This window comes from Nocardiopsis sp. Huas11, from assembly GCF_003634495.1.
GTDB lineage: Bacteria > Actinomycetota > Actinomycetes > Streptosporangiales > Streptosporangiaceae > Nocardiopsis.
On sequence record NZ_RBKY01000001.1, the window covers coordinates 7,144,346 to 7,170,534 of the forward strand.

Here is a 26,189-nt window from a genome sequence, read left to right on the forward strand (position 1 = left end):
GGTCGTTCGTCGTCAGCCGGCGGCGAGGCCGCCGGAGTCACTGGCCCGGACACGGGTCAGCAGTGCGGTCGTGGAGCGGCCGGGCACGAGCGGCAGCGTGATCACCCTGCCGCCGTGCGCCCGGACCACGGGCGTCTCCGGCAGTCGTTCCACGTCGTAGTCGCCGCCCTTGACCCACACGTCGGGCCGCAGCTCCCCCAGTGCCGCGACCGGGGTCGCCTCCGAGAACACCCGCACCTCGTCCACGCAGGCGAGTTCGGACAGGACACGGGCGCGGTCGCGCTCGCCCACGATCGGTCGGTCGGGCCCCTTCAGCGCGCGGACCGACGCGTCGCTGTTGAGCAGGACCACGAGGCGGTCCCCGAGCGCGCGGGCCCTGCGCAGCAGGTCGACGTGGCCGGCGTGCAGGACGTCGAAGCAGCCGCCGGTCGCCACGACGCGCCGCCCGCCGCGTCCAGCGCGCGGGACGGGGCCGAACGCGGTGGGCGTGAACGAGGTCACCGGCGGATCCGGCGCCTCCGGGGCCCGGGCGGAGCGGGCCGCCGCTCCCCCTTGGGCCACGAAGGCCGAGGCCGCCCGAACGCCTTCCCGCACGGCCGTCACGGTGTCGGCGCCCTCGGCGAGCGCGACCGCGCAGGCGGCGGCGAAACCGTCCCCCGCTCCGCAGACGTCGGCCGGCCGCTCCACGCGCTCGCCGGAGACCACGACCGTCCCCTCGTGACCGTCGGACCAGGCCGCCCCGTGCTCGCCGAGTGTGATGGCCACGGAGTCCGCGCACCAGGCGCGGGCGAGCTCGGCGGCCCGGCGCGGCGCGGCGGTCGCGTCCGCCTCGGCGATCCCGGCCTCGGCCGCGTTCGGTGTGGTCAGGCGGGTGCCCGGCACCGGCCCCAGACCGCGCGGATGCGGGTCCCATACGACCGGCACCCGTGCCGCGGCCTCCCGCAGTGCCGTGCGCACGAGCCGCTGCCGGGCCAGGATGTGACCGTAGTCCGACACCAGCACGGCCGAGGCGGACCGCACCGCGTCGGCCACGGCGGACGCCGCCGCGGCGGTGTGCTCGTCGGTGCAGCCGCACGGCGTGTCCAGGCGGGCGATCGTGCGACCGTCGGCCTGGATCCGGGTCTTGGTCGGTGTGGACCGCATCAGGGGCAGGCCCACCAGTGTGATGTCGGAGCCCAGGGCCTCGGCCAGGGTCGTGGCCGCGTCGTCGCGGCCGAGCCCCGTCACGAGGAGGATCTCCCGGTCGGTGGCCCCGTGGGCGCACAGGGCGGCCAGGGCCGCCCCGCCCGGCCGGTGCCAGGAGACCGGCTCCTCCACGACCGGCGCGGGCGCGTCGGGACAGTTCCGGTGCGAGGTGCCGCGCAGGTCGACGTCGAGCAGGGCGTCCCCGACCACGACCACCGGCCCCCGTGCCGCGCTCACGGCGCGGTCCTCTGCCGCGGCGCGGCGGCGGTCACGCCGAGCACCCGGAGTTCCTCGTCGACCGCGGCGCAGAACACGTGTACCAGCGCGAGGTGGACCTCCTGCACGGTCGAGACGCTCGGTGCCGGGACCGCCACGGTTCCGTCGCTGAGGGCCTCCAGCGCGCTGGGACCCTGGCCCGTCATCGCCCAGCAGGTGACGCCGAGTTCGTGTGCGGCCTTGGCCGCGGCGACCACGTTCTCGCTCGACCCGCTGGTGGACAGGCACACGAGCAGGTCGCCGGGACGGCCGTGGGCGCGCAGCTGGCGGGCGTAGACCTGGCGGTAGCCGTAGTCGTTGGCGATCGCGGTGAGGCTCGAGGTGTCGGCGTGCAGCGCCACGGCGGACAGCGGCAGCCGTTCGGACTCGAAGCGCCCGGTGAGCTCGGCCGTCAGGTGTTGCGCCTCGGCCGCGCTCCCCCCGTTGCCGCAGGCGAAGAGCCGATGACCCGATGACAGGGCGCGTGCCGCGTGGCGGCCCCATGCCTCGACCAGGTCCGTGTCCGTGTCGTGCAGGGCGGTGTGCAACCGCCTCAGGTGCGTGTGCATCAGACCTCCCCTCCAGCGGATCCGACAGGTTCGCCGTGCGCCGCCGCCCGGGCCCGCGGCACCGGGTACCGCGTCTGCGCGAGGACGCCGAGGTAGCTGCGCTCGGTGCGGCGCGCGACCTCCGCCCAGGTGTACCGTTCGCGGACCCGGGCCGCCGCCGCGGCGCCGTACGCCCGCCGCGTCTCCTCGTCGGCGAGCAGCTCTCCCACGGACCGTGCCAGCCGGTCCGGCGAGCGGGGCGGCACGAGCAGCCCGGTGCCGCGGTCCAGAACCGTGTCCACGTGGCCGCCCACACGGGAGGCCACGACCGGCACTCCGCAGGCCATCGACTCGACCGTGGACATTCCGAAGGGCTCGTACCAGGGCACGTTCACCGCGACGTCGCACGATCGCACCAGGTCGGGGACCTCCGGCCGGGCCACACAGCCCAGGAAGCGCACCCGGTCCGCCACGCCCGCCCGGTCGGCGACCGCCCGGAGGCGGATGATCTCCGGGTCGGAGTCCAGGTCGCGCGGGGCCGGCCCGCCGGCGATCACCAGCTCGGCTCCGGGCAGGCCGGCCAGGGAGCGGATCACGGTGTCGACGCCCTTGCGCGGCACCATCCGGCCCAGGCTGAGCAGACGCGGACGGTCGTCCCTCGGCAGGCTCGGGCCGTCGGGCCGGAACCGCCCGGTGTCGACCCCGCAGGGCACCACGTCCACGCGGTGGAACGGGATCCCCCAGGAGGAGAGTTCGCGCCGCTCCTCCGTGGAGGTGGCCACGACCCTCGCGCACCCGGCGGCCACCGCCCGCTCGACCCGCACGCGCTCGGCCGGGCTCGTGTCGGCCGCTCCCTGGAACCGCTGCTTGACGGTGCCCAGCGCGTGGAAGGTCTGGAGGACGGGCACCCCCAGCGAAGCCGCCGCGTTCAGTGACGCCAGACCGCTCATCCAGAAGTGGGCGTGCACCACGTCGGGGCGCTCGGCCGCCCAGGCCGCCCTCAGCCGGTGGCCGAACTCGGGCATGTGGCGCGGTAGGTCGTCCTTGGGCACGGGCGCGGCCGGGCCGGCCGACACGTGCACCACCCGTACCCCGGGACACATCGAGACGGAGTCGGGTCGGTCCGGATCGGTCCGGCGCGTGTACACGTCGACCTCGTGCCCGAGGGCGGCGAGCGCCATCGACAGTTCCGCGACGTGGACGTTCTGTCCGCCCGCGTCCTCACCGGTGATGGCCGCCAGCGGACTGGCGTGCTCGGACACCATGGCGATCCTCATGACGTCACCTCCTGTAGCACTCGCTCCCAGTCATCGAGGAACCTCTCGATCCCGTACCGGCGCAGGGCCGCCTGTCTGGCGGCGGCGCCGGTGCGCGCGGCCAGGGCCGGGTCGTCCATGTACGCCCGGAGCGCCTCGCCGAGCACCCGCGGATCGGTCGAGACGACGCCCGCGTCCGGCGGCACCGCCTCGTAGGCCTCCGTCGCGCCGAGCGCGGCGACGGGCATGCCGAGCATCATCGCCTCGATGAGGGAGAGCCCGAGCGAGGTCCACCGCAGGGGGTGGACGTAGGCGCGCCGACGGGCCAGGAGCCGGTGCATGTCGCCCTGCGGCACGTCCTCGTGGACGCGCAGGCGGGACTCGTCGAGCCCGAGGTGCGCCGGCACCCCCCGCACCGCCATGCCGAACAGGTCGAGGGGCACGTGCTCGGCGAGCGCCGGCAGAAGGTCGGTGCCCGTGACACGCCACCGGCGCAGCGGTTCGTTCAGAACGGCGCCCGCGCGCGCGATCTCACCGGTGTAGAGGTGGCCCGGATCCGGCACCCCGTGTTCGATGACCCGCGTCGGCGCACGTCCGCAGTCCCAGAAGATGTCGTTGAAGTGGGTGACGTGGACGACGGGAATGTCGTCGCGGTCGGCCAGCGGATGACGGGTGCCGGGGACCTCGCCCCGGGGCGTGTTGTGCTCCACGTACACCGCCGGCACGTCGCGGCCGAGCGCACGGCCCAGCAGGCCCGCCGCCAGCTCCAGTTCGTGGGGGCGCTGCAGGACCACCAGGTCCGGCCGGCTCTCCCTCAGCCGCTCCGCCGGGAGCTCCACGGCGTTGGACGGCCAGTCCCAGGTGCGGGCGCGTCCGCGCCCGTCCGGTCCCCGCTCCCCGTCCACCGGCAGGAGGCAGGTGTGACCGGACTGGACGAAGGCCGTGGTCCAGGAGCCGTGGACGTGCCAGATCAGGATCTTCAAGACCCGTTCGGGCGCCCGTACGCCCTTCTCACCGTTGCCGGTGCCCTTCGCCGCGGGCTGTGTGTCGACGGTCATCGCTCCTCCTCGTCCAGCAGCGCGTCAACGGCCGCCAGGACGTCGTCGGTCGTCACGGAACTCAGACAGGGGTGTCCGGGCACGGGGCAGACCCGGGCGCGCGAACCCGCGCAGGGCGCCCGCTGGTCGCCCAGCACGCGTACCGGGACGCACTGGGGGGCCCAGGCTGAGGCGGGAACGACGGGTGAGAAGAGGGAGACCACGGGCGTGCCGACGGCCGCGGCCAGGTGGGCGGGGCCGGTGTTGCCCGAGATGAGGACGGCGGCCCGGTCGAGGACGTCGGCCAGTTCGGCCGTGCAGGTCCGGCCGGCGACGCTGGTGCCGGTGCCGGCCGCCACCGCCTTGGCCCGGGCCTCCTCGTGCGCCGCGCCGGTCACGACCACGCGGTGGCCGAGCGCGGTCAGGGCCGCGACGGTGTCCGTGGCCAGTGGTTCGGGGATCTCGCGGGAGGGCGCGTCGGCCCCGACGTGGAGGGCGACGTAGCCGCCGGGGCCGGTCAGGCCGCGGGTGTCCGGCAGCGGCCGCCGCACGGACAGGCGCCCCGTGTCCCCGGGCGGCGGCGGGAAGCCGGCCGCCGCGGCCGCGGACAGCCCGCGCTCGTGCTCGGGGACGCCGTCCGCCACGCGGTGGCGCAGGTCGAGCAGGCTGCCGGGGTAGTCGGTGCTGATCGCCCCGACCCACGGGACCCCGGCCATGCGCAGGAGCAGGGCCAGCGGCAGCGGCGACTGGTGGAAGGAGGTGAGGACGAGGGCCCGGTCGGCTCCCGTCCGTTCAAGGACGCCGACCAGGCGGGTGACGTCGTCGGGGTCCACGGGCCGCGGCTCGGGGTCGATCCAGGGCGCGCACCAGGTCACGACCTCGTCGACGCCCGGCAGCAGCGCCGCGGCGTCGGCTCCGCGCGGGCCCGCCAGGAGCACCACGCGCTCGGCGCCGTGGGCGACGGCGCGGACGGCGGGTCCGGCCAGGAGCACGTCGCCCATGCTGTCCATCCGCGCCACGAGCACTGTTCCGGCCTTCCGGGTCGAGGCGGTCACGGCGCCGACCCCCTCACGAGCCGGTGGACGGCCGAGGTCAGGTCCGGTTCCGTCTCCGGGCTCAGCCGTTGTTCGTCCTCCCTGGTGAGGTTGGTGGGCACGAGCACGCCCCGGGCCCCCGCGGCGCGGGCGGCCGCCATGTCGGATCCGATGTCGCCGACGACGGCGCACTCGGCGGGCGCCACGCCCAGTTCCGCGGCGGCGGACTCGATCATGCCGGGGCTCGGTTTGCGGCAGCCGCACCCGTCCGCCTCGCCATGGGGGCACACGCGCCAGACGTCGAAGGGGCCCAGGAGTTCGTCGACGCGCCGGTTGACGGCGTCGACCTGGCCGGTGTCGAGCAGGCCACGGGCGATCCCCGACTGATTGCTGACCACGCCGACGGCGAGACCGGCCCGGCGGGCCAGGGCGATCGCGTTCTCCGCGCCGGCGGTCGGGCGGACCTTGTCGGGGTCGCCGTTGTAGGGCACGTCCTCGATCAGGGTGCCGTCCCGGTCGAACAGGATCGCGCGGATCCCGGGCCTGCGGCCCGCGCCGGCGTGGCGGACCGCCCCGGCGATCCGGCGACCGCAGGCCAGCGGCGGGATGAGCGCGCTGGTCACGACCATGTCGATGATCTCGGCCGGGTCGGCAGGCCCCGCCGTGGCCCGGCGAACAGCGAAGCCCGCGGTGCGGGCGAGCCACCCGGCGCCCAGGGCCCCGGCCAGGACGGGCCTGCGCGCGAGCGCCGCCAGAGCCGCCCCCGCCGCCAGGCCGGTGGTCAGCACGTGGCCGCGCAGCCCGCCGGGCGCCTCCCCGACCCGGTCACGCCAGCCGCGGCCGTGCACCGCGTTCATGAGGGCGTCGTCCGCGTTGCCGCGCTGCGCCCCCAGGCTGGCCCAGCGGCGTCCGGGACGCAGCGGGTGCACGCACTCGCGTTCGCCGAGCCGCAGGGAGAAGCCGGCGTCCAGGACGCGCAGGGCCAGGTCGGTGTCCTCCCGGTAGGCCCGGGGAAAGCGGGTGTCGAAGCCGCCGACGGCCTCCAGCGCGCTGCGCCGGTAGGCCATGTCGGCCGTGATCCACGGCGCGCCCTCCAGTCCGAGAGTGGCGCGCTCCGCGTCGGTGGGGCGCCGGCCCTCCGGCCGGGGCACGGTGATCCGGCCCTGGACCCCGCCGGTGGCCGCGTCCGCGGCCAGCAGGTCCGAGCACAACCGCTCCGGCCAGTCCTGGGGCGGGTGGACGTCGTCGTCCAGGAAGGCGATCCACTCCGCACGGCAGGAGTGCCATCCGGCCTGGCGGGCGGTGGCGGGTCCGCCCCCGCCGCCGCGCAGCGTCCGCACACGGGGGTGGTCGACGACGGGCGGGAGCTCGTGCCCCGCCCCCGGCCGGTCGTCGACGACCACGATCTCGGTCGGCGCCCACGCCCGCGGGGCCTCCAGCAGCGGTACCAGAGCCCGGTGCAGGCTGTCCCGACCCACCGTGGGCACCACGACCGCGTACTCCGGGGCGTTCATCGGACCGCCTCCCTACGGCGTCGGCGCACGATGAAGGGTCCGATCGCGAGCACGTCCACCGGAGCGGATCCGAAGCACTCCAGGGCGTCGCGCGGCGAGTCGACCATCGGGCGCCCCGCCGTGTTCAGGCTGGTGTTGACCAGGACGGGCAGGCCGCTGAGCTCCTCGAAGCGGTCGAGGACCCGCGCGGTGAGCGGGTCGTCCTCGGGGTCGACGGTCTGCACGCGCGCCGTGGAGTCCACGTGCACCACGGCGGGGACGCGGTCGCGCCAGTCCGGATCGACGCTGTGGACGAAGAGCATGTAGGGGCTGGGCAGCGGGCCGCCGGAGAAGATCTCCGGCGCCCGGTCGGCGGCGACCATCGGCGCCACCGGCCGGAACTGCTCGCGTCCCTTGACGGCGTTGAGCCGTTCGAGGTTCTCCGCGCGCGAGGGATTGGCCAGCAGCGACCGGTGCCCGAGCGCGCGCGGACCGTACTCCGAACGGCCCTGGAACCAGGCCACCAGCGCGTCCTCGTGCAGGGCGCGGGCGACGGCGTCGGCCACGTCGTCGGGCCGTTCGGCGTCGACGTCGGCCTCCGCCAGGAGCCGCTCCAGTTCGTCCTCGTCCCAGGAGCGGCCCAGGTCGGCCCCCGGCATGGGTTCGATCCGGTCGCCCGCCAGCGAGGCCGCGTGCAGCGCACCGCCCAGGGCCGTGCCGGCGTCGCCCGCGGCGGGCTGCACCCACACGTCCTCGAAGGGGCCGTCCCGGGCGATCCGGCTGTTGGCCACGCAGTTGAGCGCCACGCCACCGGCCATCGCCAGCCTGCGGTACCCGGTCCGCTCGTGCAGCCACTCCATGATCCGCAGGAGGGTCTCCTCCAGCACGGCCTGCACGCTGGCGGCCAGGTCGGCGTGCTCGGGGCCGGGCTCCTGTCCGGGGCGGCACCGCGGGACCAGCGACTCCCAGTCCACTCCGGAGGCCCGGACCAGCCCGTCGCCCTCGTAGCGGATCCGTTCCCGCAGGTCCCCGACCATGGTCGGCTTCCCGTAGGACGCGAGCGCCATCACCTTGTACTCGTCGCTGGAGCGGCGAAAGCCGAGGTGCTCGGTGAGTTCCTCGTAGGTGAGGCCCAGCGACTCGGGCAGCGGCTGGCGCGCGAGGATCTCCAGGCGCCCGTCGGTGTAGGCGCCGGCCAGGTGCGAGGCGGCCTCGCCCCGGCCGTCGGCCACGAACACCGCGATGTCGCGGCCCGGATCCGGGGCGGCGAGCCCCGCGGAGGCCGCGTGCGCGACGTGGTGCGGGACGTAGGCGACCTTGGCCGGGTCCAGTCCGGGCAGGGCGTTGGCCAGGAAGGACGGAGCCCGTTCAACGAAGAGCAGGCGCAGGATCTCCCAGTCGCCCTCCTGCCCAGGACCCTTCGGATCGGCCAGGGCGGGGTCGTAGGAGTACGTGACCGCGTCCAGGTCCTCAGGACGCAGTCCCGCCTGGTCCAGGCACCACCGCATGGCCTGGACCGGGAGCTCCCAGGCGGAGAAGGCCACGGGCTCCTTACCGTGCTTGCGCCGGGAGAACCGTTCCTCCTCGGCCGCGGCCACGGTCCTGCCGTCGACGACCACTGCGGCCGCCGGATCGTGGAAGACGGCGTTGACACCGAGGACCCTCATGAGCGGCCTCCTTTTCCGCACGACACCGACTCTGTACTGCACCCACTCGACTACCAAGAGAAGCGACACCCAAACATGGGGCTGACCTGTGCCGACGACTCGGGCGCCGAAACCGCGCCCGCTGCGCGCCCGTGTTCGCGGCCATGTTTGGCTCGGGCCGATCCGGCTAGGGGACGGGTGAGGAACCGAGTCCTTCTCTGGGAGGTGGACCATGCTGAAGAACATCTCGGACGTGATGACCAGCCCGCCGATCACCGTCGATCCGGGCGCCTCGATCCGTGAGGCCGCCGAGGTCATGCGCGAATCCGACGTCGGCGACGTGGTGGTGACCGAGGGCGACATGCTGGTGGGCGTCCTGACCGACCGGGACATCGTGCTGCGGTGCGTGGCCGAGGGCACCGACCCGGACACAACGACGGCCCGTTCGGTGTGCAGCTCCAACGTGGCGACCGTGCCCGCCCAGAGCAGCCTGCGGGACGCCGTGGACGTGATGCGCACCGACGCGCTGCGCCGCCTGCCCGTCGTGGAGGGCGAGCGGGTCGTCGGTGTCGTGACGATGGGCGACCTGGCGGTGGCGATCGACTCCGGCTCCGCCCTGGCCGATGTCAGCGCGGCCCCGCCCAATCACTGAGGCGCCGCGCGGTGCGGTGTCCGCGGCGGCCCCCGGGGCCGCAGAATCGGCGGGCACCGCACTCGTCGTGCTGCGGGCCCTGGGGCTCGGCGATTTCGTCACCTCCGTGCCGGCCCTGCGCGCCCTGGAGCGCGCCTTTCCCGACCGTCGGCGGATCCTGGCCGGACCCGCCTGGTACTGGGACCTGACCGCCCTGGCCGGCCTGGACTGGCGGGTGCTGCCCACGGAGCTGCTGCGGACACCGCCCTGGGACGGGGCGCACCCGCTCGAACTCGCGGTCAACCTGCACGGACGCGGACCGCAGAGCACCGAGGCACTCGCGGCGCTCGCACCCCGACGGCTGTGGGCGCACGCCGATCCCGGGGAACCGGGGCGGCCCGGCCCGCCGTGGCCGGGGCGCGTCCACGACACCGAGATCTGGTGCGGACTGCTGCGCGCCCACGGCCTCGCGGCCGACCCGGACGACCTGTGGTGGCCGCCGCCGGACCACGCCCCTGCCGACGACACCGCCGCCCCGCTCCCGGAGCGCGCCTCCCCACCGCACCGGAACACCGCCACGGGGCCGGACTCCGGCGCCGGAACCGCCGTCGTCCACCCCGGGGCCTCGGCCGCCTCGCGCCGGTGGCCCCCCGAACGGTTCGCGACGGTGGTGCGCCATCTCCATGACCGCGGGCTGCGCGTGCTGATCACCGGCTCGCGCGCGGAACGCCCCCTGGCCGAACGCGTGGCCCGCACCGCCGCACCGGCCCCAGCCCAGGTACCGGCCGGCCGGACCGGTGTCGGGGAGCTGGCACGGCTGGTCGCCGACGCCGACCTGGTGGTGTGCGGCGACACCGGCGTGGCCCACCTGGCCACTGCCTACCGCACGCCCTCCGTGCGTCTGTTCGGTCCGGTCTCGCCCGCGCTGTGGGGCCCCCGGGTGGACGAGGGGATCCACGCGTGCCTGTGGAAGGGCGGCGAGAGCGACCCCCACGCCTCGGCGCTCGATCCCGGCCTGGCCTCGATCACCGCCGACGACGTCCTGTCGGCCTGCTCCGACGTGCTCTCGCGGACCGGGGTCCGCCCCTGACCACGCGGCCGACCACGACCGCGGGTGAACATCCCACCACGGGATGACACTCCTTTTCGGCGCACTCGACCGACCTCACTGGCCACATCGCCCCTTCCCAGCGGACCGGATCCGTGCTTCGGTACGTGCACCAGCACGACCCGAGGAGTTCCCCCATGGCAGACAGCAGTACGGGTTTCGTCCGGATCCTGGGACGAGGTGACGTCCTCGCCCTCGCCTTCGGCGCCATGATCGGCTTCGGCTGGATCGTGCTCACCGGAGACTTCATCAGCGCCGCCGGTCCCGGCGGCGCGGCCCTGGCGTTCGTCGTCGGCGGGGTCATCATGGCGCTGGTCGGCCTCACCTACGCCGAACTCGTCTCCGCGATGCCCCACGCGGGCGGCGAGCACCACTACGCGATGCGCGCGATCGGGCCCAAGGGCGCGTTCGCCGCCTCCTGGGCGATGGTCCTGGGCTACGTCTCCGTGGTCGCCTTCGAGGCGGTCGCGGTCCCGCAGACCCTGGTGTACCTCTTCCACGGCATGGAGGCCGGGTACCTGTGGACCATCGCCGAGTACGACGTCCACGCCAGCCTGGTCGCCGTCGGCCTGGCGACGGCCGTGGTGATGACCGCGATCAACTACGTCGGCATCCGGCCCGCGAGCGTCTTCCAGGGCGTGGCCGTGCTCTTCCTGCTGGTGGCCGGAGCCGTCATGGTCACCGGCTCCTTCACCGGCGGTTCCACCGAGAACATGCAGCCCTTCCTCACCGGCGGCGTGCCGGGAGTGTTCACGGTGCTGGTCGCCGTGCCGTTCCTGTTCGTGGGCTTCGACGTCATCCCCCAGTCCGCCTCGGAGATCAAGCTCCCCTACCGCGTGGTCGGCGCCCTGCTGGTGGTCTCGGTCTTCTGCGCCACCGCCTGGTACGTCATGATCATGCTGACCGCCGGCTCCGGGCTCTCCGCCGCCGACCTGGCCGGGTCCGAACTCGCCTCCGCCGACGCCATGGCCGCGCTGTGGAACAGCCCGACCATGGGCAACCTGCTCGTCCTCGGTGGCATCGCCGGGCTGCTCACCAGCTGGAACGCCTTCCTCATCGGCGGAAGCCGGCTCATCTACGCGATGGCGCGCTCGCGGATGCTCCCGGCCTGGTTCGGCCGCCTGCACCCGCGCTTTCGCACTCCGGCCAACGCCGTCCTGTTCGTCGGCCTGCTCTCGGCCGCCGCACCGTTCTTCGGGCGCCCGATGCTGGTGTGGCTGGTGGACGCCGGCGGCCTCAACATCGTGATCGCGTTCGTGCTGGTGGTGGTGAGCTTCCTCGTGCTGCGCCGCCGCGAGCCCGCGATGGAACGGCCGTTCACCGTCCGCGCGGGCGTCCCCGTCGGATGGGCCGCCCTGATCCTGAGCCTCGGGCTCCTGGCGCTGTACCTGCCCGGCATGCCCGCGGCCCTGACCTGGCCGCACGAGTGGGTGATGGTGGGCGTGTGGTGGCTGGTGGGAGCCGTGCTCATGTGGCGCCTGCCCCACGTCACCCCGGGAGCCGACGCCGAACAACGGCTGATCGCGGCCATGGACGCCCGGAGCTCCCCGGACCCCGACCGGACCTGAACGCACGGACGCCGCCCGCCCCAGGGCGGGGGCGGACGGCGTCCACGCGAGTGCGGCCGGGGCAGAAGGCGGCCTGGCGACCGCGAGCCCGGAACGCGGTCTAGGAGTGGTGCCAGCCGGTCAGGCGGCGCACCGCCTCGTCCAGGACCTCGTCCCGCTTGCAGAACGCGAAGCGCAGCAGGTGGGCGCCCTCCTGCTGGTGGTCGTAGAAGACCTGGGCCGGAACGGCGGCGACGCCCGCCTCGCGGGGCAGCGCGCGGGCGAGGGTCACCCCGTCGGCGTACCCGAGCGGGCGGATGTCCGCCATGAGGAAGTAGGTGCCCTCGCACACGCTCACGTCGAACCCGGTCCGGGTCAGCCCCTCCGCCAACCGGTCGCGTTTGTCCCGCAGGGCGGTGCGCTGCTCCTCGACCCACGCGCCCTCGTGGTCGATGGCGTCGGCGATCGCGAGCTGGAGCGCGCCGTTGGCCGAGAACGTCAGGAACTGGTTCACCGTCCGTACCGCGCGCACCAGCGGCTCGGGGCCCATCACCCAACCGGTCTTCCACGCGGTGACGGCGAACATCTTGCCCACCGACGACACCGAGAGCGTGCGCTCGCGCATGCCCGGCAGAGACGCCAGCGGCACGTGCGGGCGGTCGTCGAAGGTGAGGAACTCGTACACCTCGTCGGTGAGGGCGATCAGGTCGTGCTCACGGCACACCTGGGCGACCTGCTCCAGCTCCTCGGCGGTGAAGACCGTACCGGTGGGGTTGTGCGGCGTGTTGACGATGACCATGCGCGTACGCGGACCCACGGCGGCGCGCAGCTCGTCCGGGTCGAAGGTGAAGCGCCCCGACACCGGGTCCGGGCGCAGGGTCACCGACCGGCGCACACCCCCCGCGAGGGAGATCATCGCGGCGTAGGAGTCGTACATCGGCTCGAAGACGAGGACCTCGTCCCCGGGTTCGACGAGCGCCAGCAGCGACGCGGCGATGCCGGCGGTCGCGCCGACGGTCACGTACACCTCGGTGTCGGGGTCCAGCTCCAGGCCGTAGTGGCGGGCACGGTAGCGGCTCACGGCACGGCGCAGCTCGGGCCGCCCGGGACCCGGCGGGTACTGGTTCACCCCGGCCAGGATGTGACGGGTCGCGGCCTCCAGGAGGGACCGCGGCCCATCGGTGTCCGGGAAGCCCTGCCCCAGGTTGACCGACTCGGTGTCCACGGCCAGCTGCGTCATCTCGGCGAAGATGGTCTCGCCGTAGGCGCGCATTCGTTCGATCAGCGGTTCGTCCACCCGTCGAGCGTACCCGCCCGCCCGTCACCCGCCACCGTCCCGTGGGGGCTCCGCCGGAGCGGGACTACCACCCTCAACCGACGCCCACGGCGCAGCACCCCACCCGTCGCCCGCCATCGTCCCGTGGGGGCTCCGCACAAGCGGGACTACCACCCTCAACCGACGCCCACGGCGCAGCACCCCACCCGTCGCCCACCATCGTCCCGTGGGGTCCGGCACCGCACAGCGAACGGGGCGGACCTCGTGGTCCGCCCCGTTCCGTGTCACACGGCACCAGCGGCTACAGCAGCAGGCTCAACACGATCCACACGACGGGACCGGCGATGAGGAGGGAGTCCAAGCGGTCCATCAGCCCGCCGTGGCCCGGCATGAAGCGGCCCATGTCCTTCACGCCCAGGTCGCGCTTGAACATCGACTCGATGAGGTCGCCGACGGTCGCGCCCAGCACGACCGCGAGTCCCAGCACCACGCCGACCCACCACGGGCCGTCGAGCATCAGGACCACGCACAGGGCGCCCGCCACACAGCACCCGACCACGGAGCCGCCGAAGCCCTCCCAGGTCTTGTTGGGGCTGATCACCGGCGCCATCTTGTGCCGACCGAGCAGGATCCCGGCGAAGTACCCGCCGATGTCGCTGGAGATCGTCACCACGATGAACGTCACCAGCCGGTACTGGCCGTCCTCGGGGTGCGCGATGAGCAGCATCCACGTGCCCAGCAGGAACGGCAGGTACACGAGGGTGAACAGGTTCGCCGCCGCGTCGGAGACGAACCCCTCGGCACCGCCGCGCAGCCGCCAGGACAGCACGGCGATCGCGGTCAGCGCGGTGGCGCCCGCCAACCAGTCGGCGCCGCCGAAGTAGGCGAAGGCCTGCATGGCCACGCCCCCGACGGCGAGCGGCACCACGGCCAGGGTCATGCCCTTGCCGGCGAACGCCCGGTTGACCTCGCGCAGGCCGATCAGGACCGCCAGGGAGGTGATGATCGTGAACAGCTGCGGCCAGGGGAAGACCGAGAAGAACACGAGCGCGCCCAGGACGCACCCGCTGGCGATGGCCAGCGGGAGGTTGCGCCCGGTCCGAACCGGCTCACCTCCCGGTTTGTGCAGCACGAAGCGCTGCCCGTCGGCACTGTCGGAGCCGCCGGGCGGCCCCTCGGGTCTGTGCTCCGGCGAGCGGTCATCGCCTCCGGAGCCGCTGGAAGAAGTGGTCACCGACTAAACCTCGAGCAGTTCTGCTTCCTTGTGCTTCAACAGCTCGTCGATGGCGGCGACGTACTTGTGGGACAGCTCGTCCAGTTCGACCTGGGCACGGTGCGCCTCGTCCTCGCCGAGCTCGCCCGCCTTGACGCCCTTCTCGAAGGAGTCCTTGGCACGGCGGCGCACGTTGCGGATGGAGACCTTGCTGTCCTCGGCCTTGGTCCGCGCGACCTTGACGTACTCCTTGCGGCGCTCCTCGGACAGGTCCGGGAACACCACGCGGATGACCTGGCCGTCATCGGACGGGTTCACGCCCAGGTCGCTGTTGCGGATGGCGTTGATGATGTCGGTGCGGGAGTTGACGTCGAACGGCGAGATGACGACCATGCGCGGTTCGGGAACCGAGAAGGAGGCCAGCTGGTTGATCGGCGTCCGCGCACCGTAGTAGTCGACGGTGATCTTGTTGAAGGTCGCGGGAGTGGGACGGCCCGTGCGGATCGTCGCGAAGTCCTCCTTCGCGACCGTCACGGCCTTCTCCATCTTCTCCTCGGTCTCAAGGAGGGTCTCTTCGATCATTGGTGGCGCTCCCGGAACTCGACTCTGGTGTTCGTGGCTTGACTGGCGTCGTCGCGGCGCTTCAGACGGCGGCCGGTCCGACGATGGTGCCGATCTTCTCACCGCGGACCGCACGCAGGATGTTGCCCTGGCTCATCAGGTCGAACACGACGATGGGCAGCCCGTTGTCCATGCACAGGCTGACCGCGGTGGCGTCCATGACCTTGAGGCTCTTGGTGAGGACCTCGTTGTAGTTGAGCTTGTCGAACTTGACCGCGTCGGGGTTGCGCTGCGGGTCGGCGTCGTAGACGCCGTCGACCTGGGTTCCCTTGAGCACGGCCTGCGCACCGATCTCCAGCGCGCGCTGGGCGGCGGTGGTGTCGGTGGAGAAGAACGGGGCGCCCAGTCCGGCACCGAAGATGACCACGCGGCCCTTCTCCAGGTGGCGCACGGCCCGGCGCGGAATGTAGGCCTCGGCGACCTGGCTCATGTGGATCGCGGTCTGCACGCGGGTGTCCACACCGAGCCGCTCCAGGAAGTCCTGGAGGGCGAGGCAGTTGATGACGGTGCCGAGCATGCCCATGTAGTCGGCGCGGCCGCGCTCGATACCGCCCTCGGTGAGCTGCGCGCCGCGGAACATGTTCCCGCCGCCGACGACGACGGCGACCTGGATGCCCTCGGAGACCGCCTCGGCGATGGACTCCGCCACGTACTGGACGACCTCGGGGTCGATCCCCAGACCGCCGCCGCCCGCGAACGCCTCACCGGAGAGTTTGAGCATCACACGCTTCCAACCGGAATCGTGCATGGCGGGTTCGGTGCTGGTCTCTTGGTTCTCCGACACGGCCTGTGGCCTCCCTTGTTGTCCCCGAGTGGCACAGGGTCCCCCGAGTGCTGCTGCTGCGGGCGGACGGGCCGCTCATCGCGCCCGAACCCGCCCATATCCACCGAAGGTGCCGGGGAGAACTCTCCCCGGCACCTCCATCATCTCAAAACCCTAGGCCTGGCCGACCTTGAAGCGGACGAAGCGCTTGACGCTGACGCCGGCCTCGTCGACCACCTTCTGGACGGACTTCTTGTTCTCCTTGACGAACGGCTGGCCGAGCAGCGTGGCCTCCTTGAAGAAGCCGTTGACGCGACCCTCGACGATCTTGGGGATCGCCTGCTCGGGCTTGCCCTCCTCGCGAGTGGTCTGCTCGGCGATGCGGCGCTCGTTCTCCACGACCTCGGCGGGGACGTCGTCCTTGCCCACGTACTGCGGGGCCAGGGCGGCGATCTGCTGGGCGAGGTCCTTGCCGACCTCGGCGTCGGCCTTGTCCAGCTCGACCAGGACGCCCATGGTGGGGGGCAGGTCCGGGTCGGACTTGTGCAGGTAGCTGGCGACGTAGGCGCCGTCGAACTTGGCGACGCGGCGGAGCTCCAGCTTCTCGCCGATGATCGCGCCCTTTTCGGAGATGAAGTCCTGCAGGCTCTTGCCAGGCTCGATCTCGGCGGCGGCCACGGTCGCCAGGTCGTCGCTGTCGACCGAGACGACGAACTCGGCGACCTGGTCGGCCAGCGCGATGAACTGGTCGTTCTTGGCGACGAAGTCGGTCTCGCAGTTGAGCTCGATGAGGGTGGCCTTGCCCTCGCTCTGCTGCTTGAGGACGACCGTGCCCTGGGCGGCGGTGCGCTCGCCGCGCTCGGCCTGCTTCTTCGCGCCCTTGATGCGCAGGGCCTCGACGGCCTTGTCGACGTCGCCGTCGGCCTCGGTGAGGGCCTTCTTGCAGGCCATCATGCCGGCGCCGGTCATGTCGCGCAGCTTCTTGACGTCCGCGGCGGTGAAGTTCGCCATGACTGTTCTCGAATTCCCTTGGAGTGGAGAGTCGGTGTCTTGGGGTGAGGGCCGATGACCCGGCACGGCCGCCCCGCCGTGGTGGCGGGGCGGCTGTACCGGGACGGTGAAGCGGACCTACTCGGCGGAGCCCTCGGCGGGCGCCTGGGCCGGAGCGTCGACGGGCGACTCGGCGGCGGTGGCCTCGCCCGGAGCCTCGGCGGCGACCTCGTCGGCCGGGGCGACCGTGGCGGTCTCGGCGGGGGCCTCGGCAGCGGCCTCCTCCGTGGCGGCGACCTCGGGGGCGGCCTCGGTGGCGGCCTCGGTGGCGGCCGTCTCGGTGGCGGCCTCCTCCTTGCCCTTGCCCTCCAGGAGCTCGCGCTCCCACTCGGCCAGGGGCTCCTCGGCGGGCTTGTCGGCGCCGGCCTCGGCGCCGGAGGCGCCGGAGCGGGCCAGGAGACCGTCGGCGACGGCGTCGGCGACCACGCGGGTCAGCAGGCTGACACTGCGGATGGCGTCGTCGTTACCCGGAATCGGGTAGTCGACCTCGTCCGGGTCACAGTTGGTGTCCAGGATCGCCACGACCGGGATGTTCAGCTTGCGAGCCTCGCTGATCGCGATGTGCTCCTTCTTGGTGTCCACGATCCACACGGCGCTCGGCACGCGGGCCATGTCGCGGATACCGCCAAGGGTGCGCTCCAGCTTCTCCTTCTCACGACGGAGGTTGAGGAGCTCCTTCTTGGTGAGCGTGGAGCCGGCGACGTCGTCGAAGTCGATCTCCTCCAGCTCCTTGAGGCGCTGGAGCCGCTTGTGCACGGTGGAGAAGTTGGTGAGCATGCCGCCCAGCCAGCGCTGGTTGACGAAAGGCATGCCGACGCGGCGGGCCTGCTCGTCGATGGCCTCCTGCGCCTGCTTCTTCGTGCCGACGAACAGGATGGTGCCACCGTGGGCGACCGTCTGCTTGACGAACTCGTAGGCGCGGTCGATGTACGCCAGCGACTTCTGCAGGTCGATGATGTAGATGCCGTTGCGCTCAGTGAAGATGAAGCGCTTCATCTTGGGGTTCCAGCGACGCGTCTGGTGCCCGAAGTGGACGCCGCTCTCCAGGAGCTGGCGAATTGTCACGACTGTGGCCATGACCTGGTCCTCCTTGCGGTGGCGGGGAGGGATTCCCCGCCTCGGTTGTGCCTGACGCCCCGGCCGCACCGCCACGCCGCCGAAGCGGAGTGGACCGTAGGTTGCGACCCCTCCCGAGGAAGGCTCGGGGGCGTGCGTAGTGTTGTTGGCCCGGTGGGCCACGGACGATTCTATCCTCCGTCCGGGGCGCACAGGACCTGCGCTGCGTATTCGGGGCGAACGGGCCCCGCCGGGCCGTCGTCCACAGGTTCACGAACCCCCTGGCGCATCCCTCCCGCCGCGTCGACCCTGGATGTATGGCACCTGCCCGCCTGACATCCCTGCTGCTCGCATCGCTCCTGCTGTTCCCCCTCTGCGTCGGCCGAACCGCCTTCGCCGACACCTCGTGGCATTGGCCCCTGGACCCGCCGGTGGAGGTGCTGCGCGGGTTCGACCCTCCCGAGCAGCGCTGGCTGCCCGGACACCTGGGTGTGGACCTGGCCGCCGAGTCGGGCGCGCGGGTGCGCGCGGCCGGCCCCGGACAGGTGTACTTCTCGGGCCGCGTCGCCGGAACGCCACTGGTCAGCGTGGTGCACGGCGACCTGCGCACCACCTACCTACCGGTGGAGTCCACGCTCGCCCGCGGCGACCCGGTCGCCGCGGGCGACCCCCTGGGCGTTGTGGCCGAGTCACCGACCCACTGCCGGTCGCGCCCGTGCCTGCACTGGGGCCTCCTGCGCGGCGGCACCCACCTCGACCCGCTCGGCCTCCTCGGCCGCGGCCGGGTCCGCCTCCTCCCCCTGGGCCCCGACGGCCCGGTCGCCCCAGGGGACACCGGCGGTCCCGAAACCACCCAGAGCGCACTCGTCTCCCGCCCGGTCGCACCACTCCGAGCGCGCGCACGCTCTCGGCTCCCTCGCCGCGGAAGGGCGAAGGACGGAAATCAAAGAACTCCTACCCGGGAACGGGTTCGAAGCCGATGCCCCGAACTCCTAGCGCGTCGAAACGGACGCGGCGGCCTTTCCATCGGCCCGCACAAGCATGTCGACGGGGTCCCCGACCCGGCCGAACCGACCTGCGCACACGAGCCGAACGCCGCGAGACGGGCTCCCGAAGCGAAGCCCAGGCGAGCGCCATCGCCCAGGTGGAAGGACCCGACCCCTCCCCCGCACGCCACCGGGGTTCCGCGTCGGAGGCGGCGGCAACCGGGTCAGAATCCCGGAAGCGACCACCGGGCCAGAATTCCAGAGAACCTCGAAGAATGGCCGAGCGAAGACCGAATCCACTCTCCCGCGGAAGAATGCACGAACGAACTGACGCACAAGAACCACACCGAGACCTTCGACCGCCCGGCCGTCATGTCGCCCGTGGATCACCGCAAGGCCCGGTGTGGCACCGCACCCACCTCGAATGGCTCGTCCGTGACCAGACGACCCCAGCCGCCCGGCTGTTTCGGTCCACGGAGCACGAGAACTCAGCCAAGCGGATGTCATGCCAGATCCTCTACGTGGACCGCAACGACCGCCAGAGTCGAAGCCCGACCCTGGCCGCCACGCTGTGCCACCACACCACTCAAGAAGCTCGCGGAGCTTGCCAGGTGAGACAACCTCCAAGTCACCACCGGCGAGCCGCCTGGCCACCGCTTGCGAGGGGACCGACCTCGGTGAAGACCATGCCGGTTCCCGGATACGGGAGCCCCGAGGCCCTCCGGCGACACCTGTGGCGGATCGCGACGGCGATCTTCGTAGCGATCCCCACGACGATCGCCAGGTCGGTGGGGATGGCGGGTCTGGTGTTCCGACGGCGACTCTTCTGCCCGGGCCAGGGCCCGCAGCAGACCTGATCAGGCGCGGGGATGAGCCTGGCGGTAGGTGTCGCGCAGGCGCTCCACGGACACATGGGTGTAGATCTGCGTGCTGCGCGGACTGGCGTGGCCGAGGAACTCCTGCACGCTGCGCAGGTCCGCGCCGCCGTTGAGCAGGTGGGTGGCGGCGCTGTGCCGGAGGCCGTGCGGGCCGCTGTCCACCCCGGCAGCGCGCAGGAGGGCGTGCACGTCCTCACGGGCCTGGCGCACGCCCAGACGGCCGCCGCGGGCACCCAGGAGCAGAGCGGCGCCGCTGGCGGAGGTCGCCAGTTCCGGGCGCCCACCGGCGAGCCAGGCGTCGAGGGCGTCCAGGGCGGGCGCGCCCACGGGCACGGTCCGCTCCTTGGCGCCCTTGCCCAGGACCCGAACGGTGTCGCGGGCGCGGTCGACGTCGCCCAGGTCCAGGGCGCACAGTTCGGCGACGCGCACACCGGTGGCGTAGAGCAGTTCGACCACCGCGCGGCGCCGCAGGTCCACGGGGGTCTCGGCCGGCCCCTGGGCCAGGGCCGAGGCGGCCTGCTCCTCGTTGAGGACGGTCGGCAGTCCGCGCTGCTGGGTGGGCGCGACCAGTCGCGGCCCGGGGTCGGTCTCCAGCACGCCTTCGCGGTGCAGGAAGCGGGTCAGGGCCCGCACCGCCGCCACCCGGCGGGAGAGGCTCGCGCGGCTGATCCCCTCGTCCCGGGAGCGGGCCAGCCAGCCGCGCACCAGCAGGACGTCCAGGTGCTCGAACCCGTAACCCCGCGCGTCCGAGGTCTCCGTGTCCGGGTCGGGCCCTCCTCGCCCGGCGTCCGTCCCGACCGACGTGTCCGACGTCGGTCCGCTGTCCGCCAGGAACCTCTGGAGCGAACGCAGGTCGGCGAGGTAGCCGCGGACGGTGTGCGGTGAGCGGCCCAGCTCCCCCGACAGGTGGGCGCCGAAACGGTCGAGCACAGTGCGGTCGAGCACGGTCACCTCCGGGGCAGGCAGGCGACGGCGTCGATCTCCACCAGGAAGCGCGGATCGACGAACCCGTTGACCTCCACCAGCGTGCCCGCCGGCCGGGGTCCGTCCGGCAGGCAGTCGATCAGGGCCGGACGGAGCCCGTCCAGGTCCGCCACGTGCCGCAGGTAGTAGGTGAGCTTGACCAGGTGGGTGAGGTCGGCGCCGTGGGTGGCCAGCACCGCCTCCATGTTCTGGAAGATCTGCCGGGTCTGGCCGGTGATGTCACCGGGGATACCGCCGTCGGGAGCCTGAGGGGTCTGTCCGGAGACGAAGAGCAGAGGGCCGTCCGCCACACGGGCATCACTGTACGCTTTGGCCATAGCGACAACGTACCCACTTCCGGCGGCCCTGCCCGGGTGAAGCGGTCCCGGGATCGACATGCGCGCAGAACATCCGTGTCGCCGTGCGACCGCTTGTCGGCCTTCACCGCGGGGGCCGCCAACCGGTGGAACACCGCTCCACGAGACCGGCGGCGGCCAGCATCCCCAGCGCGCGCATGGTGCCCTCCAGAGTGCCCTCGCTGCGCACGGCGATCGTCGCGGTGCCGGCGCCCTCGCGGGGCACCGCGTCCAGTACACGTCGGGTGTCGGCATTCAGCGCGGCCTCCAGCCGGGGCGTCCCCGCGCCCTCCTCCCCCAGCGGCACCACGTGCGCGACCACGTCCTCGGCGCAGGTCACACAGGCGGCCTGCCAGTCACGGAGCAGCAGGTGGCACCCCACGGACAGAGCCGAGGTGACCGGCCCGGGCACCGCCATCAGCGCGCGGTTGAGTTCCGTGGCGTGCGCGGCGGTGTTGAGCGCGCCGCTGCGGCGCCCGGCCTCGACCACCACCGTGCCGGGGGTGAGCGCCGCGATCAGCCGGTTGCGGATCAGGAAGTCCGGAGCCCGCGGGGTGGAGCGCACCGGTCGCTCACTGACCAGCACGCCGCGCCGGGCGATGTCGGCGAACAGTCCGGCGTGCCCGCGCGGGTAGTCCACGTCCAGCCCGCAGGCCAGAACCACCACCGTGTTCCCGGCGGCGTGCGCGGCCCGGTGGGCCGCGCCGTCGATGCCGTACGCGCCGCCGGACACCACGACCACCGAGCGCTCGGCCAGGCCGTAGGCCAGCTCGGCGGCGACGTGTTCGCCGTAGGGGGTCGCCGCCCGCGCCCCCACCAGAGCCGCCGAGCGCAGGCACAGGTGGCGCAGATCGCCCCGGCCGCGCACCCACAGGCCGTGCGAACGTCGCCCGCCGGGCAGGTCCAGCGACTCCAGCCGCCCCGGCCACTCCGGGTCCCCCGGCGCCACGAAGCGGATCCCCGCCTCCGCCGAGTCGCTGAGCAGTCCGTCCGGGTCGACCCGTCCCGCCCTGGCGCTCCACCGCGCCCAGCGCCGTTCGAGCCGCAGTGCCTGCTCCGCGCCGTCCGAGGCTCCTTCCTGGTGCGGTGCCGACGGCGCGGGCGCCCCGGCCACCAGGTCGGCCCACACCCGTGCCGCGCCGTACTCCGCGAGCAGCTCCCCCAGCCACAGGTCACCCGGGGGCGCCACCACCGTGAGGCAGGCCCGTGCCCGGGCATCGGCCTCCTCCTCCGCCACGCGTACCGTCACGTCATCCCCCCGTCTCCCCGCCGCCCCGCACCGTCACTCCGCTCGCCCCCAGGACCCCGAACCGACACCGCACCACCCGGCCACGCCACCCGCCCCCGTGCGCGGCCTCACCAGGCCCGGCCCGACCACAGGGCGAAGGCATACGACACCTCCTCCTCACCGGGCCGGTCCCGTTCGGCGAGATCGGCCAGGGTCCACGCCACCCTCAGCGCGCGATCGACGCCTCGCGCGCTGATCAGCCCCTGGTCCATGGCCCGGCCCAGCACCCGCAGCGCCTCCGGCTCCACCGGGAACTCCCGGCGCAGTCGGGCTCCGGGGATCTCCGCGTTGGTGGACCACGGGGTGTGCGCCAGGCGGGCGGCGGCTCTGTCGCGCGCCTGCACCACCCGGGCCGCGACCACCGCGGAGGACTCCGCGAAGGCCCGGTCCGCGAGCAGTTCGGCGCGGGCCACCGGTTGCAGCTCCACCTTGAGGTCGACCCGGTCCAACAGGGGCCCGGACAGGCGCGAGAAGTAACGGCGGCGCTCGCCCGCCGGGCAGGTGCACAGGGATCCGGGCTTGGCGCACGGGCAAGGGTTGGCCGCCATCACCAGCTGGAAACGGGCCGGAAAGGAGACCGTGGACGCGGCACGCGCCAGGACGACCTCACCGCGTTCGAGCGGTTCGCGCAGGGAGTCCAGGACGCCACGGCCGAACTGCGGGGCCTCGTCGACGAACAGCACCCCGCGGTGGGCCTTGGACACCCATCCGGGGCTGGGGTAGCCGCTGCCGCCGCCGATGATGGCGGCGCGGCTCGACGTGTGGTGGGGTGCGGCGAACGGCGGTCGGGTGACCAGGGGCGAGCCCGCGGGGAGCATGCCCGCCACCGAGTGGATGGCCGTGGTTTCCAGGGCCTTGGTGGGGCCGAGTGCCGGCAGGACCGTCGGCAGCCGCTCGGCGAGCAGGGACTTCCCGGTCCCCGGCGATCCGAGCATCATCAGGTTGTGCCCGCCCGCCGCGGCGATCTCCACCGCGCGTCGGGCCACCGGTTGTCCCAGGACGTCGGCCAGGTCCGGCCCGCGGTCCGCGCTCTCACGCGGACGGGGCACCTGGGCGGGCGGCGGGTCCGGGGGCGGCTCCCCGCCGCGCAGCCAGTCGCACAGCTCCATCAGGTTGCCCACCGGCACCACCTCGGCGTCCGGCACGAGCCTGGCCTCCGCCGCGTTGCCGTGCGCGACGACGAACCTGCCATGGCCCTGCTGGGTGGCCGAGACCACCGCGGGGAGCACCCCCGGGACCGGCCTGGCACGACCGTCGAGGCCGAGTTCGGCGATGAGGACGGTGCCCTCCAACCGGTCCGGGGGCACCTCTCCCGCGGCGGCGAGCACCGCGCCCGCGATGGCGAGGTCGAAGAGGCTCCCGGACTTGGGCAGGCTGGCCGGGGAGAGGCTGACGGTGATCTGGCCGCTGGGCCAGGACTCGCCGCTGTTGACGAGGGCTGCGCGGACCCGATCGCGCGCCTCCCTCAGGGCCGCGTCCGGCAGGCCGACCATGGTCACCCCGGGGTCGCCGCCGCCCAGGTGGACCTCGACCTCGACGACGTGGCCGCGTACGCCCAGCAGGGTGACGCAGTGCGTTCGGGCGAGCGTCATCATGTCATCCCCCGCTCATGGGAGACGAACACGCGGCCGTCCAGGATGAGCACGCCGACGCCGTCCACCCTCAGCGGGCGGGCTGGAACGCGGTGCCGCCTGGCCCACGCGCGAGCCAGGCGGCGCAGCCTGCGTCGCCGGGTGGGGGTGACGGCCTCCACCGGGTGGCCGTGGCGCACCGAGGTGCGCGTCTTGACCTCGGCGACGACGAGCGTGCGCCCGTCCCGCGCGACGATGTCGATCTCGCCGGCGGGGATCCGCCAGTTGCGATCCACCACGCGCAGGCCGCCGCGCTCGAGGAAGGCCACGGCCATGTCCTCGCCGTGCCTGCCCAGTGCCTGTCGGTATTTCGCCCGCCGGTCCATCGGCGACCACCTCCCGTTACCACGGTCGGTGATCGGCGATCGGCGCGCCAGAGGGAATGTGGGGCTGTGGACAACTCCGGTCGCGGAGTGCGGGCGTCAGTCCTCGGGGCTCTCGGCGGGCGGAAGCTCCAGGTCGGCCTTGGTGATCTCCTCGACGTTGACGTCCTTGAACGTCACCACGCGCACGTTGCGAACGAACCGGGCCGGGCGGTACATGTCCCAGACCCAGGCGTCCTCCATCACGACCTCGAAGTACATCTCCCCGTTCTCCGTGGAACGCGGCTGGAGGTCGACGTGGTTGGTGAGGTAGAAGCGGCGTTCCGTCTCCACCACATAGCTGAACAGCCCGACGACGTCCCGGTACTCGCGATAGAGCTGGAGCTCCATCTCGGCCTCGTACTTCTCCAGGTCCTCAGAACTCATCCACGCGCTCGCTTTCGTCAGCACTCTCCGCTGGTGGTGTGCCTTTCCCTTCATCACATGGACACCGCCGTCCCCCGGCTTGTTCCCACCGGGCCGCGGCACCACGCTCCGGGTACGCCAATACGGTCCGAGATCCATGATGCGTCACCGAACGGGCTTTTGTACCCGGTCGCGAGGAATTCGTTGGGCGCCGACCGGTGGGAGCGCCCGCTCAGCCCCGGGCCGAGCCCGCGCTCACTCGTCGTCGGCGTCGTTGAGCTGGTCGAACGTGTCGGGGACGCCCAGCCCGCCGGCCTGGCCGATCGGCCAGATGATGACGAAGGCCCGCCCCACGACGTGGTCGATCGGGACCGCTCCGCCGCCGGGGTTGTTCTGGTTCAGCCGCGAGTCGTAGGAGATCGCGCGGTGGTCGCCCATGAGCCACACGTGGTCCTCGGGCACCTCGATCGGGCCGAACTCGGTGTGACTGGCCACACTGCCCGGATAGAGGTACTCGTCCTCCTCCAGCGGCACGCCGTTGACCAGCACCCGGTTCTGCTCGTCGCAGCACTCCACCACGTCGCCCGGAAGGCCGATGACGCGCTTGATGTACTCCTTGCCCGTGGGAGCGGCGCCGAGCTGCTGCTGTACCCAGGTGAATCCGCGCGCGACCGGGTTGCTCGATTCGGGGACCACCACGGTGTTGGGGTCGTCCCACGACCCGTCGCCGTCGAAGACGACCACCTCGCCGCGCTCAAGGTCGCGGACCTCGTAGACGAGCTTGTTCACGAGCACGCGGTCCCCGATGAGGAGCGTGTTCTCCATGGAGGACGAAGGGATGTAGAACGCCTGCATCACCCAGGTCCTGATCACGAACGCCAACACCAGGGCGATCACGATCAGGATCGGGAGTTCCTTCCAGAACGACCCCTTCTTGGCACTGTTCTGGGACTTGGTCATGTCGGCGTCCGCCCTCTCCTCAGGCTCCCGGCCATCGGTATCGGAGACACCACTGGCTCCCGAGTGCGATGGCACTCGGGAGCCAGTGGCGGAGCTGTGCTCCTCCGGGCCGTCGCGGTCGGAGTCCGCTTCGGACTCCCCGTCGGCGCCGGGGCCCCTGTCGTCTTCACTCATCGTCGGAAGCCTATCCTGCCTCCCTGCCGGGGGCGGTGCGGATTCCGATCGAAGGCGCGGAAGACTACTTGGAGATGGGCTCGCGGCGCTCGCGGATGCGGGCGGCCTTCCCGCGCAGGTCACGCAGGTAGTACAGCTTGGCGCGACGCACGCGGCCGCGGGCGGCGACCTCGTACTTGTCGATGGCCGGGGTGTGGATGGGGAACGTACGCTCCACGCCCACGCCGTAGCTCACCTTGCGGATGGTGAAGGTCTCGCGGCTGCCCGCGCCCTGACGGCGGATCACGACGCCCTTGAAGACCTGGACACGAGTACGGTTGCCCTCGGTCACGCGCACGTGAACGTTGAGCGTGTCACCCGGACGGAACTCCGGGACGTCGGTGCGAAGCTGAGCCTTCTCCAGCTCCTGAATGGCAGTGTGCATCTCGCGAATCCTCATCGGTAGCGCGCCGCGGCCTGATCCCCTGAGTACAGGGGTGCGCGGGCGAGGGCCCTGGAATGGGTCT

The 26,189-nt window shown here is 72.8% G+C and carries 26 protein-coding genes; 5 read left to right on the top strand and 21 right to left on the bottom strand.

Annotation, left to right across the window (positions count from 1 at the left end; translation table 11 throughout):
* Positions 1-12: 12 nt before the first annotated feature.
* Genes DFP74_RS31915 through DFP74_RS31940 form a run of 7 tightly spaced genes read right to left on the bottom strand, consistent with a single transcriptional unit; the run spans position 13 to position 8,475 of the window.
* A complete protein-coding gene (locus tag DFP74_RS31915) occupies positions 13-1,422 on the bottom strand; it encodes a PfkB family carbohydrate kinase (protein WP_199725837.1) in 1,410 nt (469 codons plus the stop codon).
* On the bottom strand, positions 1,419-2,009 hold the full coding sequence (locus DFP74_RS34105; RefSeq protein WP_199725838.1) for an SIS domain-containing protein: 591 nt from the start codon (positions 2,007-2,009) through the stop codon (positions 1,419-1,421). The genes DFP74_RS31915 and DFP74_RS34105 overlap by 4 nt, the downstream gene beginning before the upstream one ends.
* Positions 2,009-3,265, bottom strand: coding sequence for a glycosyltransferase (locus tag DFP74_RS31920; protein ID WP_121187618.1), 1,257 nt, complete (start codon positions 3,263-3,265; stop codon positions 2,009-2,011). Before DFP74_RS31920 ends, DFP74_RS34105 begins: the two co-directional genes overlap by 1 nt.
* Positions 3,262-4,302: a glycosyltransferase gene (locus DFP74_RS31925; protein WP_121187620.1), complete on the bottom strand. Its 1,041-nt coding sequence runs from the start codon at positions 4,300-4,302 to the stop codon at positions 3,262-3,264. Before DFP74_RS31925 ends, DFP74_RS31920 begins: the two co-directional genes overlap by 4 nt.
* Positions 4,299-5,291, bottom strand: coding sequence for a glycosyltransferase family 9 protein (locus DFP74_RS31930; protein WP_121188654.1), 993 nt, complete (start codon positions 5,289-5,291; stop codon positions 4,299-4,301). The genes DFP74_RS31925 and DFP74_RS31930 overlap by 4 nt, the downstream gene beginning before the upstream one ends.
* Before the next feature lie 41 nt (positions 5,292-5,332).
* Positions 5,333-6,829: an HAD-IIIA family hydrolase gene (locus tag DFP74_RS31935; RefSeq protein WP_121187622.1), complete on the bottom strand. Its 1,497-nt coding sequence runs from the start codon at positions 6,827-6,829 to the stop codon at positions 5,333-5,335.
* Positions 6,826-8,475, bottom strand: coding sequence for a carbamoyltransferase C-terminal domain-containing protein (locus DFP74_RS31940; RefSeq protein ID WP_121187624.1), 1,650 nt, complete (start codon positions 8,473-8,475; stop codon positions 6,826-6,828). The genes DFP74_RS31935 and DFP74_RS31940 overlap by 4 nt, the downstream gene beginning before the upstream one ends.
* 211 nt (positions 8,476-8,686) lie before the next feature.
* Here DFP74_RS31940 and DFP74_RS31945 point away from each other — a divergent pair, with 211 nt between their 5' ends.
* The 3 genes from DFP74_RS31945 (at position 8,687) to DFP74_RS31955 (ending at position 11,761) form a co-directional block, all read left to right on the top strand.
* Positions 8,687-9,106 (top strand): CBS domain-containing protein, encoded by a 420-nt coding sequence (locus DFP74_RS31945; protein ID WP_121187626.1) that lies wholly within the window; start codon positions 8,687-8,689, stop codon positions 9,104-9,106.
* Between the two features lie 16 nt (positions 9,107-9,122).
* The gene (locus DFP74_RS31950) at positions 9,123-10,175 is read left to right on the top strand and encodes a glycosyltransferase family 9 protein (protein ID WP_233571258.1); all 1,053 of its coding nucleotides are present in this window, start codon (positions 9,123-9,125) and stop codon (positions 10,173-10,175) included.
* A gap of 155 nt (positions 10,176-10,330) precedes the next feature.
* Complete coding sequence (locus tag DFP74_RS31955; protein ID WP_121187629.1) at positions 10,331-11,761, top strand: APC family permease; 1,431 nt, start codon at positions 10,331-10,333, stop codon at positions 11,759-11,761.
* Positions 11,762-11,861: 100 nt separating this feature from the next.
* On the opposite strand, the gene DFP74_RS31960 is transcribed toward DFP74_RS31955, so the two are convergent.
* The 6 genes from DFP74_RS31960 to rpsB form a co-directional block, all read right to left on the bottom strand.
* The gene (locus tag DFP74_RS31960) at positions 11,862-13,037 is read right to left on the bottom strand and encodes a pyridoxal phosphate-dependent aminotransferase (RefSeq protein WP_121187631.1); all 1,176 of its coding nucleotides are present in this window, start codon (positions 13,035-13,037) and stop codon (positions 11,862-11,864) included.
* A 280-nt stretch (positions 13,038-13,317) separates the two neighbouring features.
* Positions 13,318-14,250 (bottom strand): phosphatidate cytidylyltransferase, encoded by a 933-nt coding sequence (locus tag DFP74_RS31965; protein WP_121187633.1) that lies wholly within the window; start codon positions 14,248-14,250, stop codon positions 13,318-13,320.
* Between the two features lie 3 nt (positions 14,251-14,253).
* Positions 14,254-14,811: a ribosome recycling factor gene (gene frr, locus DFP74_RS31970; protein WP_053616021.1), complete on the bottom strand. Its 558-nt coding sequence runs from the start codon at positions 14,809-14,811 to the stop codon at positions 14,254-14,256.
* 61 nt (positions 14,812-14,872) lie between these two features.
* On the bottom strand, positions 14,873-15,598 hold the full coding sequence (gene pyrH, locus DFP74_RS31975; RefSeq protein ID WP_370013530.1) for a UMP kinase: 726 nt from the start codon (positions 15,596-15,598) through the stop codon (positions 14,873-14,875).
* A 189-nt stretch (positions 15,599-15,787) separates the two neighbouring features.
* The gene (gene tsf / locus DFP74_RS31980; RefSeq protein WP_121187637.1) at positions 15,788-16,624 is read right to left on the bottom strand and encodes a translation elongation factor Ts; all 837 of its coding nucleotides are present in this window, start codon (positions 16,622-16,624) and stop codon (positions 15,788-15,790) included.
* 117 nt (positions 16,625-16,741) lie between these two features.
* Positions 16,742-17,740: a 30S ribosomal protein S2 gene (gene rpsB / locus DFP74_RS31985; RefSeq protein ID WP_121187639.1), complete on the bottom strand. Its 999-nt coding sequence runs from the start codon at positions 17,738-17,740 to the stop codon at positions 16,742-16,744.
* 296 nt (positions 17,741-18,036) lie between these two features.
* Between rpsB and DFP74_RS31990 the strand changes: the two genes are divergently transcribed.
* Together DFP74_RS31990 and DFP74_RS33695 are read left to right on the top strand one after the other, a co-directional pair.
* Entirely contained in the window at positions 18,037-19,320 is a 1,284-nt protein-coding gene (locus tag DFP74_RS31990) for a M23 family metallopeptidase (RefSeq protein WP_121187640.1), read from the top strand.
* A gap of 71 nt (positions 19,321-19,391) precedes the next feature.
* Positions 19,392-19,562: a hypothetical protein gene (locus DFP74_RS33695; RefSeq protein ID WP_158613087.1), complete on the top strand. Its 171-nt coding sequence runs from the start codon at positions 19,392-19,394 to the stop codon at positions 19,560-19,562.
* Here the strand turns inward: DFP74_RS33695 and DFP74_RS32000 are convergent, their stop codons facing one another.
* The 8 genes from DFP74_RS32000 to rplS form a co-directional block, all read right to left on the bottom strand.
* On the bottom strand, positions 19,563-20,513 hold the full coding sequence (locus DFP74_RS32000) for a tyrosine recombinase XerC (protein WP_199725980.1): 951 nt from the start codon (positions 20,511-20,513) through the stop codon (positions 19,563-19,565).
* A gap of 17 nt (positions 20,514-20,530) precedes the next feature.
* Positions 20,531-20,884 carry a RidA family protein gene (locus DFP74_RS32005; protein WP_121187646.1) on the bottom strand — a complete coding sequence of 118 codons (354 nt, stop codon included), beginning with the start codon at positions 20,882-20,884 and terminating at the stop codon, positions 20,531-20,533.
* Between the two features lie 103 nt (positions 20,885-20,987).
* Entirely contained in the window at positions 20,988-22,151 is a 1,164-nt protein-coding gene (locus DFP74_RS32010) for a DNA-processing protein DprA (protein WP_233571259.1), read from the bottom strand.
* A 107-nt stretch (positions 22,152-22,258) separates the two neighbouring features.
* Complete coding sequence (locus DFP74_RS32015; RefSeq protein ID WP_121187650.1) at positions 22,259-23,782, bottom strand: YifB family Mg chelatase-like AAA ATPase; 1,524 nt, start codon at positions 23,780-23,782, stop codon at positions 22,259-22,261.
* Entirely contained in the window at positions 23,782-24,147 is a 366-nt protein-coding gene (locus tag DFP74_RS32020; RefSeq protein WP_121187652.1) for a YraN family protein, read from the bottom strand. Before DFP74_RS32020 ends, DFP74_RS32015 begins: the two co-directional genes overlap by 1 nt.
* Positions 24,148-24,243: 96 nt before the next feature.
* Positions 24,244-24,570, bottom strand: a complete 327-nt coding sequence (locus tag DFP74_RS32025) for a DUF2469 domain-containing protein (protein WP_121187654.1) — start codon at positions 24,568-24,570, stop codon at positions 24,244-24,246.
* A gap of 234 nt (positions 24,571-24,804) precedes the next feature.
* On the bottom strand, positions 24,805-25,683 hold the full coding sequence (gene lepB, locus DFP74_RS32030; protein WP_121187655.1) for a signal peptidase I: 879 nt from the start codon (positions 25,681-25,683) through the stop codon (positions 24,805-24,807).
* A 64-nt stretch (positions 25,684-25,747) separates the two neighbouring features.
* Complete coding sequence (gene rplS / locus DFP74_RS32035) at positions 25,748-26,107, bottom strand: 50S ribosomal protein L19 (protein WP_121187657.1); 360 nt, start codon at positions 26,105-26,107, stop codon at positions 25,748-25,750.
* Positions 26,108-26,189 lie beyond the last annotated feature (82 nt).